A 17,399-nucleotide genomic window follows, 5' to 3' on the forward strand; every position below is an offset into this window, starting at 1 on the left:
GCCGGGCGGGCGGCCGGTCGTTCGCCGACGGAACGCCCCCCGGGGCCGGTCAGTCCGGGCCGGTCAGTCCGGGCCGGTCAGTCCAGGCCGGGCGCGGTCTTGGCGGGAGTGCGGGCCAGCGACTCCAGGGCGAGCCGGACGGCGGTCTCCAACTGGGGGTCGCGGCCGGCCGCCCAGTCGTGCGGGGCGATCGGCACCTCGACGTCGGGGGTGACCCCGCGGTTCTCCAGTTGCCAGCCGTAACCCTCCAGCCAGAAGGCGTACTTGGGCTGGGTGACCAGCGTCCCGTCGACCAGCGTGTACCGGCTGTCGATGCCGATCACGCCGCCCCAGGTGCGGGTGCCGACCACCGGGCCGATGCCGAGCGCCTGGATCGCCGCGTTGACGATGTCGCCGTCGGAGCCGGAGAACTCGTCGGCCAGCGCCACCACCGGGCCGCGCGGGGCGTCGCCGGGGTAGGGGTCGGGGCGGGCCAGGTCGCGGCCGTGGTTCCAGCCGACGATCCGGCGGGCCAGCTTCTCCACGATCAGCTGGGAGGTGTGTCCGCCGCGGTTCTCCCGCAGGTCCAGCACCACGCCGTCCAGGGACATCTCGAAGCGCAGGTCGCGGTGGAGCTGCGCCCAGCCCGCGCTCTGCATGTCGGGGACGTGCAGGTAGCCGAGCCGCCCGCCGGACAGTTCGCGGACGGCGGCCCGCCGCCCGGCCACCCAGTCGTGGTAGCGCAGCGCCTCCTCGTCGTCGAGCGGCACCACGACGGGGTGCCGCTCGCCGCCGTCCCGGCCGCTGACGGTGAGCTCGACGGGGTGGTCGGCGGTGCCGGCCAGCAGCGGGGCGGGGCCGGTGACGGGGTCGACCGGGCGGCCGTTGACGGCCAGGATCGCGTCGCCGGGGCGGATCGCCGCGCCGGGGGCGGCCAGCGGGGAGCGGGCCCGCGGGTCGGAGGACTCGCCGGGCAGCACCCGGGCGACCCGCCACACCTCGCCGTCGCGCACCAGGTCCGCGCCGAGCCGGCCCTGCTGCCGGGCCGGTTCGGTGCCGCGGCCGGGCGGCAGCACGTACGCGTGCGAGGTGCCGAGCTCGCCGACCGTCTCCCACAGCAGGTCGACCAGGTCGGAGCGGCTGCCGACCCGCTCGACCAGCGGCCGGTAGCGGTCCAGGACGCCCGCCCAGTCGACGCCGGAGAGGTCGGCGCGCCAGAAGTTGTCGCGCATCAGGCGGCCGTTCTCGTCGAACATCTGCCGCCACTCGGCGGCCGGGTCGACGGTGACCCGGACCCGGTCGAGGTCGACCTCGGTCTCCTCGTCCTCCGCGGCCTTCTGGTCGGCGGGCACGATCCGCAGCGCGCCGTCCTCCAACACGGCCAGCCGGGTGCCGTCGCCGCTGACGCCGAAGGTGTCGACGCCGCTGAGCAGTTCCTCCGCCCGGCGCCTGCGCAGGTCGAACCGCTCCAGCGCGGTCCGGGCCGGCTCCTCGTCCAGGGAGGCGGCGCTGTCGCCGAGTTCACCGCTGAACGGGTACCTGGTCCAGAGCACCGCGTCCTTCGCGGCGCGCAGCACCCCGAACCGGCCCGCCTCCACCGGGAACGGCACGATCCGGTCGGCCAGGCCCTCCAGGTCGACCCGGGTGCTCGGCGCGGCCTCCTTCTCCCCGTCCTTGGCGTCCTCCTCCTCGCCGCCGGCCGGCCGCCCGCCGCGCCGCGGGCCGAACGGCGACGGGGTGTCGGCGGCCAGCGTCAGCAGGTACGGGCGGGTGCCGCCGGGGAAGGACAGGTCGAAGGCGTGCTGGTCGTACACCGGGTCGAAGGCGCGCACCGAGAGGAACGCCAGGTGCTTGCCGTCCGCGGTGAAGGCCGGCGAGTAGTCGTGGAAGCGCTGCGGGGTGGCCTCGCTGACGGTGCGCGAGGTCAGGTCGGCGAGCATGACCTGCCGCAGCGACCACGGGCCGAGCACCGGCTGCGACCAGGCCAGCCACCCCGAGTCGGGGCTGAACACCAGGCCGGAGACCTCGCCGTCGCCGCTGCGCGCCAGCTCGTTGACCGCGCCGTCGCTGAGCGCCACCAGCAGCACCCGGCCGTCGTGCGAGGCCACCGCGAGCTGCCGGCCGTCCGGCGAGACCGCCAGGCCGCGGACCCGGCCGAGCCGCCCGGCCGCCAGCCGCCGGCGCTCCGCGCCCAGCACCGCCGGGGCGTACTCCAGCGCGTCCTCGCCCTCCGCGTCGGTGACCCACACCGCGCCCTGCGCGCCGTCCTCGCCGGGAACGGCCCGGGCCAGCCGGGCCCGCGCCCCCGGCGTCTCGTCCAGCACCCGGGCCGGGCCCTCCCGGTGGGTCACCCAGTGCACGGTGCCGCGCACCACCACGGCCGCGGCCCGGCCGGTGCGGTCCGGGGCGGCGCTCTCCACCTGCCCGGCGGCGGGCGTCGGGTGCGGCTGCCGCCGGGTGCGCGGCCCGGCCGTCCGGACGTCCAGCCGGCGCGCCCCGGCGCCCTCCAGGTCGTCCAGCAGCCACAGCTCGCCGGCGCTCTGCCAGATCACCCGGGTGCCGTCGGTGGACGCCTGCCGGGCGTAGAACCCGTGGTCCGCCGGGCCGTGCGCCCGCAGGTCGGAGCCGTCCGGGAGGCTGGAGTAGAGCCGTCCGACGCCCTCGTGGTCGGAGAGGAACGCGACCCGGTCGCCGACCCACATCGGGCACTCCAGCTGCCCGTCCAGCTCGGCGTGCAGGCGCTCGAACCGCGCGCCGCCGATCCACAGCTTCCCGGCCCGGCCGCCCCGGTAGCGCTTCCAGTGCGCGGCCTCCCGGTTGTGCGTGCCCAGCAGCACCCGCCCGCCGGCGGCGCCCTCCGGCACCGGTTCGAACGCCAGCGAGCCGATCGGCCCGTACGGCAGCCGGGTCGGCTCCCCGCCGTCCAGCGGCACCGCGAACGCCCAGGTCCGCCGGACGGTCTCCTGCCCCGCGGTGGTGATCGCGATCGGCCGCCCGTCCGCGCTCCACCCCACCAGCGCGGTGGACGGGCTCCCCCAGTACGTCAACCGCCGGGCCGCGCCGCCCTCCACCGGTGCCACGTGCACCTCCGGCGCGCCGTCCCGGGTCGAGGTCCAGGCCAGTGACCGCCCGTCCGGGGCGAACCGCACCGCCCCCGAGGGCGCCTGGTCCGCCGTCAACCGCCAGGCCCGCCCGCCGTCGGCGGGCGCCAGCCAGACGTCGTCCTCGGCGACGAAGGCCACGGCGTCGCCGTGCAGGTGGGGGTGGCGCAGGTAGCCGCGCGTCGATTCCGTCATCCTGCCACCCTAGGCGGCGCGGCTCACGGATCGTCAGAGGTTGCGGGAGCCCGCGACCGGCGGCCGGGGCGGCGCGTCCCGGCTCCCGGCGCCGGGTCCGAGGGAACGGGTCTACCCCCAGCGGCCGGTGCGGCCGAGCAGCAGGGAGCCGGCGGCGACGCCCGCCGTGGAGGTGCGCAGCACGGAGGGGCCCAGCCGGTACGGCGCGGCGCCGGCCTCGGCGAAGGCGGCGAGCTCGTCCGGGGAGACGCCCCCCTCGGGTCCGACCACCAGGACGATCTCGCCCCCGGCCGGGAGCTGCGCGGTGGCGAGCGGCAGCGCGCCCTCCTCGTGCAGGACGGCCGCGAAGTCCGCGGCGGCGAGCAGCGGCAGCAGCTGCCGGGTGGTCACCGGGTCGCCGACCTCGGGGAAGCGCAGCCGGCGCGACTGCTTGCCGGCCTCGCGGGCGGTGGCCCGCCACTTGGCGAGCGCCTTGGCGCCGCGCTCGCCCTTCCACTGGGTGATGCAGCGGGCGGCGGCCCAGGGCACGACCGCGTCGACGCCGGCCTCGGTCATGGTCTCGACGGCGAGCTCGCCGCGGTCGCCCTTGGGCAGCGCCTGGACGACGGTGATCCGGGGCGCGGGGGCGGGCTCGTCGCGGACGGCGGTGACCAGGACGTCGAGGGCGTCCTTGCCGTGCAGCGCGGCGACGGTGCCGTCCGCGCCGCGGCCGCGCCCGTCGGCGAGGGTGAGCACCTCGCCGGGCTCCAGGCGCTTGACGGCGACGGCGTGCCGGCCCTCGGGGCCGTCCAGCCGGACGGTGGCGCCGGGGGCGGCCCCGGTCAGGTCGTCGACGACGAACACCGGTGCGGTCATCGGTACAGCAGCCCTCTCAGCAGTGGGTCGTCCGGCGGAACGGGCCGGGAGCGGCGAGGTCCTCGACCTCGCCGCTCCCGGCCCGGGAGGCCCCTCCGGTGCGGGAGGGGCGGGTCTCACCGGCCGTTGAAGGCGTCCTTCAACCGGGAGAACAGGCCCTGCTGGCCGGGCGCGAACTGCCCGGACGGACGCTCCTCGCCGCGCAGCAGGGCGAGCCGCCGCAGCAGGTCCTCCTGCTCCGGGTCGAGCTTGGTGGGCGTCTGCACCTCGACGTGCACTATCAGGTCACCCCGGCCGCCGCCGCGCAGGTGGGTGATGCCGCGGCCGTGCAGCGGGATCGACTGGCCGGACTGGGTGCCGGGCCGGATGTCGACCTCCTCCAGGCCGTCCAGGGTCTGCAGCGGCACCTGGGTGCCGAGCGACGCGGCGGTCATCGGGATGGTGACGGTGCAGTGCAGGTCGTCGCCGCGCCGCTGGAAGGTCGGGTGGCTGGTCTCGGCGATCTCCACGTACAGGTCGCCGGCGGGGCCGCCGCCGGGGCCGACCTCGCCCTCCCCGGCCAGCTGGATGCGGGTGCCGTTGTCGACACCGGCCGGGATCTTGACCGTGAGGGTGCGGCGGGCGCGGACCCGGCCGTCGCCGGCGCACTCGGGGCACGGGGTGGGGACGACGGTGCCGAAGCCCTGGCACTGCGGGCAGGGGCGGGAGGTCATGACCTGGCCCAGGAAGGACCGGGTGACCTGGGAGACCTCGCCCTTGCCGCGGCACATGTCGCAGGTCTGCGCGGAGGTGCCGGGCGCGGCGCCCTCGCCGTTGCAGGTGGTGCAGGTGACGGCGGTGTCGACCTGGAGTTCCTTGGTGGTGCCGAACGCGGCCTCCTCCAGGGTGATCTCCAGCCGGATCATGGCGTCCTGGCCGCGGCGGGTGCGCGAACGGGGGCCGCGCTGGCCGGTCGCGGCGCCGAAGAAGGCGTCCATGATGTCGGAGAAGCCGAACCCGGCCGCGCCCGCGCCGAAGCCGCCCGCGCCGCCGCCGTTCGGCGACAGCGGGTCGCCGCCGAGGTCGTAGACCTGACGCTTCTGCGGGTCGGAGAGCACCTCGTAGGCGGCGTTGATCTCCTTGAACCGCTCCTGCGTCTTCGGGTCCGGGTTGACGTCCGGGTGCAGTTCACGGGCGAGGCGCCGGAACGCCTTCTTGATCTCGTCCTGCCCCGCGTCGCGTCGGACGCCGAGTACCGCGTAGTAGTCCGTGGCCACCAAATGCTCCGGTTTGTTCCGCCTCTAGAAGTGCCTGCGACAGCACGCTGCTTGTTGCGCCGTTCCGCTGCGGCCGCGCCGTTACGACTCCGCCAGGATCTGGCCGACGTACCGTGCCACCGCGCGCACCGCCCCCATTGTGCCCGGGTAATCCATCCGGGTCGGACCGATCACTCCCAGCTTTGCCACGCTCTGGTCGCCCGAACCGTAACCGACCGAGACCACCGACGTGGAATTGAGCCCCTCGTGCGCGATCTCGTGGCCGATCCGGACCGTCATCGCCGAGTCCGCCGTCTCGCCCAGCAGGCGCAACAGCACCACCTGCTCCTCCAGCGCCTCCAGGACCGGCCGGATGGTGAGCGGGAAGTCATGGCCGAAACGCGTCAGGTTGGCGGTGCCCGCCAGCATGATCCGTTCCTCGTTCTGTTCGGCCAGCGCCTCGAACAGGACCGTCAGCACGGTGCTGACGGCGGGCCGGTCGGCGGGCTCGAAGCTCGCCGGCAGGTCCTCCAGGACGGTCGGCACCTCGGGCAGCCGGCAGCCGCCCGCCATGCCGTTGAGCCTGGCCCGCAGGTCGCCGAGCAGGGCCTCGCCGACCGGGGCCGGGCAGTCGGCCATGCGCTGTTCGACCCGGCCGGTGTTGGTGATCAGCACCAGCATCAGCTTGGTCGGGGTGAGCGACACCAGTTCGATGTGCCGCACGGTGGAGCGGGTCAGCGACGGGTACTGGACCACCGCGACCTGCCGGGTGAGCTGGGCGAGCAGCCGCACCGTCCGGGCCACCACGTCGTCCAGGTCGACCGCGCCCTCCAGGAAGTGCCGGATCGCCCGGCGCTCGGGGGCGGTCATCGGCTTGACCTCGGCGAGCCGGTCGACGAAGAGCCGGTAGCCCTTGTCGGTGGGGATCCGGCCCGCGCTGGTGTGCGGCTGGTGGATGTACCCGTCGTCCTCCAGCGCGGACATGTCGTTGCGGACCGTGGCCGGGGAGACGCCGAGGTTGTGCCGCTCCACCAGGGCCTTGGAGCCGACCGGCTCCTCGGTGCCCACGTAGTCCTGGACGATCGCCCGGAGCACCGCGAGGCGCCGCTCGTCGAGCGGACGGGCGGTCGGGCGCGTGTCGATCAGTCGGCCGTCGGGCTTGCCGTCGTCCGGCATGGGGCACGCACCTCCGTCGTCGTCCGTTGACCCGGTGTCTGACCCGGCTTGGCACTCCACTGGTCAGAGTGCCAGGACCGTACCTGCCAGTGTACGGCCCGGGCCTGACGGCAGGAACGGTCCGCCCCCGTGATCCTCGACCGAAGGACCGGCGACGCGCCCGGGACGTGTCGCTTTCCCACCGAATTCCCATCGTTTCGGATGGTGCCCGCGGGGCCGCCCGGTGGCAGCATCGAAGGCGAGCGGGGCGGACGGCGCGGCAGCGCGGTCCGGCACCGCGCGAGGCACGAGGAGGAGCAGCGATGTCGGTGCCACAGCACTCCAGGTTCACCCCCGACCGCGGGCTGACCGGCCGGATGGTCACCACCATGTTCCTGATCGGGCTGGTCTACGTCGGCTTCACCGGCCTGCTGATCGTGCTGCTGCGCGGCGCCTGGCCGCTGGTGGTGCTGATCTCCGGCGGCCTGTTCGTCGCGCAGTTCTGGTTCTCCGACAAGATCACCGAACGGGCGATGGGCGCCCACCAGGTCACCCCCGAGCAGTACCCGCAGCTGCACGGCGCGGTCGACCGGCTGTGCGCGCTGGCCGACATGCCCAAGCCGCGGGTCGCGGTCGCCGACAACGACATGCCCAACGCCTTCGCCACCGGCCGCAACCCGCAGAACGCGGTGATCTGCGTGACCACCGGCCTGCTGCGCCGGCTGGAGCCGGAGGAACTGGAGGGCGTACTGGCCCACGAGCTGTCGCACGTCGCGCACCGGGACGTCGCGGTGATGACGGTGGCCGGGTTCCTCGGCGTGCTGGCCGGCGCGATGACCAGGATCGCCCTGTACGGCGGCATGATGGGCGGCGGCAACCGCAACAGCAACGACCAGAACGCGGCGATCGCCATGGTGCTGATCCCGCTGGCCTCGATGGTGGTCTACGCGATCAGCTTCCTGCTCACCAGGCTGCTGTCCCGCTACCGCGAGCTGGCCGCCGACCGGGCCGCCGCCCAGCTGACCGGCCGGCCCGCCGCGCTGGCCTCGGCGCTGACCAAGGTGACCGGGCAGATCGGCGCCATCCCGACCAAGGACCTGCGCAAGGCCCAGCCGTACAACGCCTTCTACTTCGCCCCGGCGCTGAGCGCCAGGGAGACCGCCTCCCAGCTGCTCTCCACCCACCCCTCGCTGGAGCAGCGCCTCGCCCAGCTGCGGAAGGTCTCCGACGAGCTCGGGCACTGAGCCCGCCCCCGCCGGAGCCACCCACCTCGGCCACCGCAGTCACGGAAATCACCGAAGTCACTCGAAGTCACTCCAAGTCACCGAAGAAGGAGCTCGCGGCGTGGGATTCCTGGACGCCCTGTTCGGCCGGACCAAGCCGGTGAAGCCCGACCTCGACCAGCTGTTCGGCATCCCGTCGGCGGCGCTGACCCTGCAGGCCGCCAAGGGGTTCCTCCCGACCGGCCTGGGCTCGGTCTGCTTCGCCGCGGTCGAGGGCGCGGCCTTCACCGAGGTGCAGCAGCAGGTGCGGGCGCTGCTGGACGCGGACACCGGGCGCGGCGGCGTCCCCGTCGAGGCGTCCCGGGACGGGTACGGGTACTCCTGGCTGCTCTCCCGGCACACCCCCGAGGAGCTGCCCGACCTGGTCAACGACCTGCACGCGGTCAACAGCGAGCTGGAGGCCAACGGCTTCGGGCCGCAGCTGCTCTGCTCGCTGGTCGCCTTCCGGGACGCCGAGGGCCGCTCGCTGGCCCTGGTGTACCTGTACAAGCGCGGCACCTTCTACCCGATGTGCAAGGTCGCCGGGCAGGAGAAGCGGGACAACCCGCTGGAGATCGAGGTCTCCCACCTGCTCCGCGACGACCTGCGGATCGAGCCGGACCTCTCCCGCTGGTTCCCGGTCTGGGGCGCGCCGGGCCTGGCGGACTGACCCCCGTCAGTGCGCCCGGGCCCGGTACGCCTGCACGGCGGCGTCCAGAACGGTCTGCAGGTCGTCGGTCGGCCGGTCGGTGCCGGCCTGCTGCACCGTCAGGACCACGTCGCCGAACCGGACGAACGCGGTCTCGTCGACCCACGGGTGGACGCCGTCGGGCGGCGGCATCGAGGTGATCCGCACCCGCAGGCTGTCGCCGACCTGGATCGCGGTCGCGCTCTCCTGCAACACCGAGCCGTCCACCAGCACCGTGCTGAAGTCCGCGCAGCGTCCGACCGCCGCACGAACCGCGTCCAGGGCGGCGGCCGCCCGTCCGAACGGGTAGCGGTCGAGCACCTCCTGCCCGCCCCAGCCGAAGTCGTCGTCGCCGACGGGTTGGCGCTCCAGGCCCACCGCGACGTCCTCCAACGGCTTGGCGTGCGTGGTCAGGAAGGACGTGATGCCCAGCTCGGAGCAGGGCATCGACTCCAGCGGCTCGGTGTTCGGCACGTAGGTGGAGGCGGCGCGCGGCGCGCGGGTGGTGGTCGACTCCACCTCCGAGGTGTTCAGGGTGAAGCCCTTCGGCAGCAGGTCCGCCGTCAGCAGGCCCGCGCGCAGCGACGGCGGCGCCGGATCAGCCTTCTTCGAGCCGTCGGCCGTACAGGCCGTCCCGCCCAGCAGCAGCACTGCGGCGACCGCCGCCACCGGCCGGCGCCCGTTCATCGTTCCGCCCCCGCTCCTGCGTGATCATCGGAGTGTGATCGTCGGGCAATATCCCACACCGGTGGCGGCCTCCCGCTCCCTGGGTGGCACCCGTGACCGACCGGACCGCGCCGGTTCCACCTCGGCGACACCACGGCCGCCCACCTCGACGGCGCCGGGGGCCGGGCCCGCACCTTCGCCCGCCGACGTCCTCGCCACCGCCGCCCCCGCACCCGTGCTGACGCGACGTCGGGCCGACCGGCGTTTCGTAGACTGCGATCCATGCGGAGCAGGGAGTACGGGCCGGATCTGACCCCGCCGTGGAAGCGGCAGCAGCCCGCGCCGGAGGTGGCGGCGGAGCGGGACCTGGTGGTGGAGGAGGCGGCGACCGGGTTCTGCGGGGCGGTAGTGCGCTGCGAGCGGACGGCCGAGGGGTTCACCGTCACGCTGGAGGACCGGTTCGGCAAGCACCGGGTGTTCCCGCTGGTGCCGCGCGGGTTCCTGCTGGAGGGGCGGGTGGTGACGCTGGTGCGGCCCGCCGCGGCGGCGCCGGCCGCGCCGCGCGGTCCGGGGCGCACGGCGTCCGGTTCGGTCGCGGTGCCGGGGGCGCGGGCCCGGGTGGCCCGCGAGTCGCGGATCTACGTCGAGGGCCGGCACGACGCCGAGCTGGTCGAACGGGTCTGGGGCGACGACCTGCGGGTCGAGGGCGTGGTGGTGGAGTACCTGGAGGGCGTGGACGACCTGCCCGCCGTCGTCGAGGCGTTCGCGCCCAGCCCGGGCCGGCGGCTGGGCGTGCTGGTCGACCACCTGCTGCCCGGCACCAAGGAGCACCGGATCGCCGCCCGGGTGACCGGCGAGCACGTCCTGGTGGTCGGCCACCCCTACGTCGACATCTGGCAGGCCGTGAAACCCGCCGGGCTGGGCTTCGCGGCCTGGCCGGAGGTGCCGCGCGGCGAGGTGTGGAAGGAGGGCGTCTGCCGCCGGCTGGGCTGGCCGGTGGACACCCCCGCCGCCTGGAAACGCATCCTCGCCTCGGTCGACGGCTGGAAGGACCTGGAGCCGGAACTGCTCGGCCGGGTCGAGGAGTTGATCGACTTCGTCACGCTGCCGGGCAGCGCCGGGGCCTGAGCCCCGGACCGGGTCAGTCGACCAGGTCGCGGACCACCCCGTCCGCCAACAGCCGCCCGCGCAGGGTCAGCGCGGCCCGGCCCGCCGCGTACGGGGCGGGCTCCAGCAGGCCGTCGGCGAGGGCCCGGTCGGCGGCGGCCCGGCCGTCGGGGGTGAGCAGGTCGAGCGGGCAGCCCTCGGCGAGGCGCAGTTCGAGCAGGATGCGCTCGACCCGGCGGTCCTCGTCGGCCAGCACCTCGCGGCCGAGGGCGGGGGTGCGCCCTCGGCGAGGGCCTGGGCGTACGCGGCGGGGTGCTTGGCGTTCCACCAGCGGACGCCGCCGACGTGGCTGTGCGCGCCGGGGCCGGCGCCCCACCAGTCGGCGCCGGTCCAGTACAGCTCGTTGTGGCGGCAGCGGCCCTCGGGGTGGTGGCCCAGTTGGAGACCTCGTACCAGGCGTACCCGGCGGCGGTCAGCGCCCGGTCGGCCATCAGGTAGCGGTCGGCGTGCACGTCGTCGTCGATCATCGACAGTTCGCCGCGCTTGACCCGGGCGGCGAGGCGGGTGCCGTCCTCGACGATCAGCGAGTACGCGGAGACGTGGTCCGGGCCGGCGCCGATCGCCGCGTCCAGCGAGGCCTGCCAGTCCCGGTCGGACTCGCCGGGGGTGCCGTAGATCAGGTCCAGGTTGACGTGGTCGAAGCCGGCCGCGCGGGCCTCGGCGACGCAGGCCTCGGGGCGGCCGCGGGGTGTGGTGGCGGTCGAGCAGGGCGAGCACGTGCGGGCGGGCGCTCTGCATGCCGAAGGAGATCCGGTTGTAGCCGCCCGCGCGCAGTTCGGCCAGGTAGGCCGGGTCGACGGACTCCGGGTTGGCCTCGGTGGTGACCTCCGCGCCGGGGGCGAGGCCGAACTCCTCGCGCAGCGCGGCCAGCATCCGCACCAGGTCGCGGGCGGGCAGCAGGGTCGGGGTGCCGCCGCCGAGGAAGACCGTCTCGACCGGCAGCTCGGTGTCGCCGAGGACCCGGCGGGCCTGCCGGATCTCGGCGATCACGTTGTCCGCGTAGGTCTCCTGCGAGGCGACCGCGCCGGAGGAGCGCAGTTCGGTGGCGGTGTAGGTGTTGAAGTCGCAGTAGCCGCAGCGGCTGGCGCAGTACGGCACGTGCAGGTAGAAGCCGAACGGCCGCTCGCCGAGTCCGTGCAGGGCGTGGGCGGGCAGCGAGCCGTCGGACGGCACCGGTTCGCCGTCGGGGAGTGCGGAGGGCATGCGTCCATTGTCCGGTAGCGGCCGGCGAAACCCGAAAAGGGTCCGCCGGCCGTACCGGACGGGCGGGGCTCAGGCCTCGTTGGTGCCCGCGTACATCGCGCTGACCTCGTCGGCGTACGTCCGCTCGACCACCGGGCGCTTGATCTTCAGGCTCGGGGTGAGCTCGCCGTGCTCGATGTCCAGGTCGCGCGGGAGCAGCGCGAACTTCTTGATCGTCTGCCAGCGCTGGAGCTCGCCGTTGAGGCGCTTGACGAAGCCGTCGATCAGCTCGACGGTGGCCGGGTCGGCGACCACCTCGGCGTACGGCTTGCCGGCCAGGCCGTGCTCGGCGGCCCACGGCATGATCACCGTCTCGTCCAGGCCGATCAGCGCGGTGCAGTAGTTGCGGCCGTTGCCGATCACCAGGATGTTGCTGACGAACGGGCAGATCGCCTTGAACTTGCCCTCGACCTCGCTGGGCGCGACGTACTTGCCGCCGGAGGTCTTGAACATGTCCTTCTTGCGGTCGGTGATCCGCAGGTAGCCGCCCTCGCCGAGCTCGCCGATGTCGCCGGTGTGGAACCAGCCGTCCGGCTCCAGCACCTCGGCGGTCTGCTCGGGCATCCGGTGGTAGCCGCGCATGACGCCCGGGCCGCGCAGCAGGATCTCGCCGTCCTCGGCGATCCGCACCTCGGTGCCGGGCAGCGGCAGGCCGACGGTGCCGACCCGGAAGTCCTCGGCCCGGTTGACCGTGGAGCCGGCCGAGGTCTCGGTCAGGCCGTAGCCCTCCAGCACCGGGACGCCCGCGCCCTTGAAGAAGTAGCCGATCTCCGGCGCCAGGGCCGCGCTGCCCGACACCGCGCCGCGCAGCCGGCCGCCGAACGCGGCCCGGATCTTGGTGTACACCAGCCGGTCGGCCAGCGAGTGCCGCAGCCGCAGGCCCAGCGGGGCGCTCTCCCGCCCGGTGGCGACCTGGGCGGCCTGGACGGTCTGCGCGTACTCGCGGGCCGTCCCGGCCGCCCACAGGAAGATCTTGTACTTGGCGCCGCCCTCGGCCCGGGCCCGGCCCGCGATGCCGTTGTAGACCTTCTCGAAGATCCGCGGCGCGGAGGCCATCAGGGTCGGGCGGATCACCGGCAGGTTGTGGATGATCCGGTCCACCCGGCCGTCCACCGCCATCACGTGGCCGGTGGCGATCTGGCCGGAGATCAGCGTCTTGCCGAACACGTGCGACAGCGGCAGCCACATGAACTGCACGTCGTCCGCGCGCAGCAGCCCGCTCTCCTCCTGCGCCACGCCCTCGTAGGCCCAGCAGTCGTGCACCAGGCGCACGCCCTTGGGGCGGCCGGTGGTGCCGGAGGTGTAGATCAGGGTGGCGAGCTGCTCCTTGTCGAGCGAGTCGACGGCCTTCTCCACCGCGTCGGGGTGCTCGGCCAGGTAGGCGGTGCCGCGCTCCTCCAGCTCGGCGAGGGTGAGCACGGTCAGACCCTCGGCCTGCGGGACGCCGTCGGCGGGGGCCTCGAACAGGACCACCCACTCCAGCTCGGGCAGCGCGTCCTTCTGCTCGGCGGCCTTGCGCAGCTGGCCCTCGTCCTCGGCGAACAGCGCGCGGCTGCCGGAGTCGGCCAGGATGAACGCGGTCTCGTCGGAGTTGGTGCTCGGGTAGACGGTGGTGGTGGCCGCGCCGGCGCACATGTTGCCGAGGTCGGCGAGGATCCACTCGATCCTGGTCGCCGAGGCGATCGCCACCCGGTCCTCGCGCGGTGCCCAGCGCCATCAGGCCGGCCGCGACCGCGGTGACCGCGGGCGCCCGCCCGGTCAGCGAACCCACTTCGGCAGTAACAAAGGGCACCAGCAGCCTAGGGGGTGGAAAGCCGATCCGTAAGGGGGTGACGTGAGCTGGCACACTCCCAGGTCGGCAGTGCAGCAGCTGCCCGAACGTGAAGCTTTCTCCCCAGTACCCGAAATCGGGATGCGCCCATCCCCTCCGCAGACGAGAGTGTCACGGTGCTTTTCAGACTCCTACGCGCCCATCTGGGCCCCTACTCCCGGGACATCACCCTGCTGGTGCTGCTCCAGCTGGTGTCCACCATCGGCATGCTCTACCTGCCGACGCTGAACGCGGACATCATCGACAGCGGCGTGCTCAAGGGCGACACCGGCTACATCCTGCGGGTCGGCGCGGTCATGGTCGGCGTGTCGCTGGCCCAGGCCGCCTGCTCGATCGGCGCGGTCTACTACGGCGCGCGCACCGCCATGTCCGTCGGCCGGGACGTCCGCGCCGCGGTGTTCTCCCGGGTGCAGGACTTCTCCGCCCGCGAGCTCAACCAGTTCGGCGCGCCCTCGCTGATCACCCGCACCACCAACGACGTCCAGCAGGTGCAGATGTTGGCGCTGATGACCTTCACCCTGATGGTCGCCGCGCCGATCATGTGCGTCGGCGGCGTGGTCATGGCGCTGAACCAGGACGTGCCGCTGTCCGGCCTGCTGCTCGCCGTGGTCCCGCTGCTCGGCGCGGTGGTCACGGTGCTGGTCGGCAAGATGCGGCCGCAGTTCCGCGGCATGCAGACCCGGATCGACGCGGTCAACCGGATCATGCGCGAGCAGATCACCGGCATCCGGGTCATCCGGGCCTTCGTCAAGGACGACCACGAGCGGGCCCGCTTCAGCGGCGCCAACGGCGAACTCGCCGACTACTCGCTGCGGGTCGGCCGGCTGATGTCGCTGATGTTCCCGATCGTGATGGGCGTGGTGAACGTCTCCAGCGTCGCCGTCTTCTGGTTCGGCGCGCACCGCATCCAGAGCGGCGGCATGCAGATCGGCGCGCTCACCGCGTTCCTCTCCTACCTGATGCAGATCCTGATGAGCGTCATGATGGCCACCTTCATGTTCATGATGGTGCCGCGCGCCGAGGTCTGCGCCGAGCGCATCCAGGAGGTGCTGGACACCGAGTCCAGCGTCGTCCCGCCGCTGCGGCCGGTCACCGAGCTGCACGCCCGCGGCACCCTGGAGCTGCGCGGCGTCGACTTCCGCTACCCGGGCGCCGAGGTCCCGGTGCTGCGCGGCATCGACCTGACCGCCCGGGCCGGCGAGACCACCGCCGTCATCGGCTCCACCGGCTCCGGCAAGACCACCCTGCTCGGACTCGTCCCCCGGCTGTTCGACGCCACCGGCGGCACCGTCCTGATCGACGGTGTGGACGTGCGCGAGCTCGACCGCGGAAGCTGTCCGAGATCATCGGCCTCGTCCCGCAGAAGCCGTACCTGTTCTCCGGCACCGTCGCCTCCAACCTGCGCTACGGCAAGCCCGAGGCCACCGATGAGGAGCTCTGGCAGGCGCTGGAGACCGCGCAGGCCGCGGACTTCGTCCGGAAGCTCCCCGAGGGCCTGGACGCCCCGATCGCCCAGGGCGGCACCAACGTCTCCGGCGGCCAGCGCCAGCGCCTGGCGATCGCCCGCGCGCTGGTCCGCAGGCCCGAGGTCTACCTGTTCGACGACTCCTTCTCGGCCCTCGACTACGCCACCGACGCCCGGCTGCGCGCCGCGCTCGCCCGGGAGACCGGGGACGCCACCGTGGTGATCGTCGCCCAGCGGGTCTCCACCATCCGCGACGCCGACCGGATCGTCGTCCTCGACGAGGGCGCCGTCGTCGGCACCGGCACCCACCAGGAGCTGATGGCCGACAACCCGACGTACCGGGAGATCGTGCTCTCCCAGCTCACCGAGCAGGAGGCGGCGTGACCAGCCCCGAGAACCACGGGAACTCCTGGAACCCCGAGAACCCCGAGAACGGCGGGAACCCGGGAACCCCGGAGACGCCGGTAGGCCCGGAGACCCCCGCGCGTCAGGGCCGGGGCACCCCGGAGGCCGCGCGGGCTTCCGGCGGGCCGGACCTGACCAAGACCGGGACGGCCGGGACCTCGGCGGCGTCCGAGACGTCCGAGGCGTCCGGGGCCCCGCCGAGGTGCCCTCCGGTTCGCAGGAGGCGGCGGCCCGGCGCGGCAGCGGCGGACCCGGCCGGTTCATGGGCGCGCAGGGCACCGAGAAGTCGAAGGACTTCGGCGGCTCCGCGAAGCGCCTGCTCGCCCTGCTCGGCCCCCAGCGCAAGCTGCTGTTCACCGTGCTCGGCCTGGGCGTGCTCTCCATCGGCTGCCAGGTGGTCGGCCCCCGGGTGCTCGGCAAGGCGACCGACCTGATCGTGGCCGGGGCCACCGGGCCGCGCTTCGCCGGCGCGCCGGACAAGCAGGCCGTCCTGGACGGACTGCGCGCCCGGGGCGAGGGCAACGTCGCCGACCTGCTCGCCACCGTCGACTTCACGCCCGGCCGGGGCATGGACTTCGACACCATCGGCACCGTCCTGCTCTGGGTGCTGGGCATCTACCTGGCCGCCGTCCTGTTCGTGCTCGGCCGGCTCCAGGGCCGGCTGGCCGCGCTCGGCACGGTGCGCGAGGAGGTCGAGGCGAAGCTGTCCCGGCTGCCGCTCAGCTACTTCGACCGGCAGTCGCGCGGCGAGGTGCTCAGCCGGGTCACCAACGACATCGACAACATCAACCAGTCCATGCAGCAGACCATGGGCCAGGTGGTGAACTCGCTGCTGACCATCGTCGGCGTGCTGGCGATGATGTTCTGGATCTCGCCGCTGCTGGCGGTGATCGCGCTGGTCTCGGTGCCGGTCTCGGTGGTCGTCGCCACCAAGGTCGGCAAGCGCGCCCAGCCGCAGTTCATCAAGCAGTGGGGCTCCACCGGCAAGCTCAACGCGCACATCGAGGAGATGTTCACCGGGCACAGCCTGGTGAAGGTCTTCGGCCGCCAGAAGGAGGCCGCGGAGCTCTTCGACCGGGAGAACCGGGCGCTCTACGAGGCGTCCTTCCGGGCGCAGTTCATCTCGGGGATCATCCAGCCCGCGATGATGCTGGTCGGCAACATCAACTACGTGCTGGTCGCGGTGGTCGGCGGTCTGCGGGTGGCGAGCGGCGCGCTGTCGATCGGCGACGTGCAGGCGTTCATCCAGTACTCCCGCCAGTTCAGCCAGCCGCTCAGCCAGGTCGCCTCGATGGCCAACCTGGTGCAGTCCGGCGTCGCCTCCGCCGAGCGGGTCTTCGAACTGCTGGACGCCGAGGAGCAGTCCCCCGAGCCCCGGCACCCCGAGCGCCCCGCCGAGGTGCACGGCCGGGTCGCGTTCGAGGACGTCTCCTTCCGCTACGACCCCGACAAGCCGCTCATCGAGGGCCTGTCCCTGAAGGTCGAGCCCGGCCACACGGTGGCCATCGTCGGCCCGACCGGCGCGGGCAAGACCACCATGGTCAACCTGCTGATGCGGTTCTACGAGGTCAGCGGCGGACGGATCACCCTGGACGGGGTGGACATCGCCGCGATGTCCCGCGAGGAGCTGCGCTCCGGCATCGGCATGGTCCTCCAGGACACCTGGCTGTTCGGCGGCACCATCGCCGAGAACATCGCCTACGGCGCCGAGAGCGCCACCCGCGAACAGGTGGTCGCGGCCGCGCGGGCCGCGCACGTGGACCGCTTCGTACGGACCCTGCCCGAGGGCTACGACACCGTCCTGGACGACGAGGGCGCCGGCGTCAGCGCGGGCGAGAAGCAGCTGATCACCATCGCCCGGGCCTTCCTCGCCCAGCCCTCGATCCTGGTCCTCGACGAGGCCACGAGCTCCGTCGACACCCGCACCGAGGTGCTGATCCAGCGCGCCATGGCCGAACTGCGCACCGGCCGCACCAGTTTCGTGATCGCCCACCGGCTCTCCACCATCCGGGACGCCGACGTGATCCTGGTGATGGAGAACGGCTCGATCGTCGAACAGGGCACCCACGACGAGCTGATCGCCGCCGACGGCGCCTACGCGCGCCTCTACCAGGCCCAGTTCGCCCAGGCGGTGGCCGAGGTCGACTGACCCC

At 73.6% G+C, this 17,399-nt stretch carries 9 protein-coding genes and 3 pseudogenes; 5 read left to right on the forward strand and 7 right to left on the reverse strand.

Annotation, left to right across the window (positions count from 1 at the left end; all coding sequences use genetic code 11):
* Nucleotides 1-77 precede the first annotated feature (77 nt).
* The 4 genes from QMQ26_RS11805 to hrcA all read right to left on the reverse strand — a co-directional run bounded on the left by QMQ26_RS11805 (nucleotide 78) and on the right by hrcA (nucleotide 6,541).
* Nucleotides 78-3,275 carry a S41 family peptidase gene (locus QMQ26_RS11805; protein ID WP_282205677.1) on the reverse strand — a complete coding sequence of 1,066 codons (3,198 nt, stop codon included), beginning with the start codon at nucleotides 3,273-3,275 and terminating at the stop codon, nucleotides 78-80.
* A gap of 111 nt (nucleotides 3,276-3,386) precedes the next feature.
* A complete protein-coding gene (locus QMQ26_RS11810) occupies nucleotides 3,387-4,130 on the reverse strand; it encodes a 16S rRNA (uracil(1498)-N(3))-methyltransferase (protein WP_282205678.1) in 744 nt (247 codons plus the stop codon).
* 116 nt (nucleotides 4,131-4,246) lie between these two features.
* Entirely contained in the window at nucleotides 4,247-5,386 is a 1,140-nt protein-coding gene (dnaJ, locus tag QMQ26_RS11815) for a molecular chaperone DnaJ (protein WP_100836099.1), read from the reverse strand.
* Between the two features lie 81 nt (nucleotides 5,387-5,467).
* Nucleotides 5,468-6,541: a heat-inducible transcriptional repressor HrcA gene (gene hrcA, locus QMQ26_RS11820; RefSeq protein ID WP_199846974.1), complete on the reverse strand. Its 1,074-nt coding sequence runs from the start codon at nucleotides 6,539-6,541 to the stop codon at nucleotides 5,468-5,470.
* 302 nt (nucleotides 6,542-6,843) lie between these two features.
* On the opposite strand from hrcA, the gene htpX reads away from it, so the two are divergent.
* Nucleotides 6,844-7,764 carry a zinc metalloprotease HtpX gene (gene htpX / locus QMQ26_RS11825; RefSeq protein WP_282205679.1) on the forward strand — a complete coding sequence of 307 codons (921 nt, stop codon included), beginning with the start codon at nucleotides 6,844-6,846 and terminating at the stop codon, nucleotides 7,762-7,764.
* 100 nt (nucleotides 7,765-7,864) lie between these two features.
* Nucleotides 7,865-8,452 (forward strand): PspA-associated protein PspAB, encoded by a 588-nt coding sequence (gene pspAB, locus QMQ26_RS11830; protein WP_282205680.1) that lies wholly within the window; start codon nucleotides 7,865-7,867, stop codon nucleotides 8,450-8,452.
* A 6-nt stretch (nucleotides 8,453-8,458) separates the two neighbouring features.
* Here the strand turns inward: pspAB and QMQ26_RS11835 are convergent, their stop codons facing one another.
* Entirely contained in the window at nucleotides 8,459-9,157 is a 699-nt protein-coding gene (locus QMQ26_RS11835) for a hypothetical protein (protein WP_282205681.1), read from the reverse strand.
* 261 nt (nucleotides 9,158-9,418) lie between these two features.
* Between QMQ26_RS11835 and QMQ26_RS11840 the strand changes: the two genes are divergently transcribed.
* Entirely contained in the window at nucleotides 9,419-10,264 is an 846-nt protein-coding gene (locus QMQ26_RS11840) for a DUF3097 domain-containing protein (RefSeq protein ID WP_282205682.1), read from the forward strand.
* Nucleotides 10,265-10,277: 13 nt separating this feature from the next.
* Here the strand turns inward: QMQ26_RS11840 and hemW are convergent.
* Both hemW and QMQ26_RS11850 read right to left on the reverse strand, forming a co-directional pair.
* Nucleotides 10,278-11,506: pseudogene (hemW, locus tag QMQ26_RS11845) on the reverse strand (radical SAM family heme chaperone HemW).
* Between the two features lie 69 nt (nucleotides 11,507-11,575).
* Nucleotides 11,576-13,340 (reverse strand): annotated as a pseudogene (locus tag QMQ26_RS11850) (AMP-dependent synthetase/ligase).
* A 152-nt stretch (nucleotides 13,341-13,492) separates the two neighbouring features.
* Here QMQ26_RS11850 and QMQ26_RS11855 point away from each other — a divergent pair.
* Nucleotides 13,493-15,225, forward strand: a pseudogene (locus QMQ26_RS11855) (ABC transporter ATP-binding protein).
* Nucleotides 15,226-15,508: 283 nt separating this feature from the next.
* Entirely contained in the window at nucleotides 15,509-17,395 is a 1,887-nt protein-coding gene (locus QMQ26_RS11860) for an ABC transporter ATP-binding protein (protein ID WP_282206498.1), read from the forward strand.
* The last annotated feature ends 4 nt before the right edge of the window (nucleotides 17,396-17,399 follow it).

Origin of the sequence: Kitasatospora fiedleri, assembly GCF_948472415.1 — a bacterium.
Lineage (GTDB): Bacteria > Actinomycetota > Actinomycetes > Streptomycetales > Streptomycetaceae > Kitasatospora > Kitasatospora fiedleri.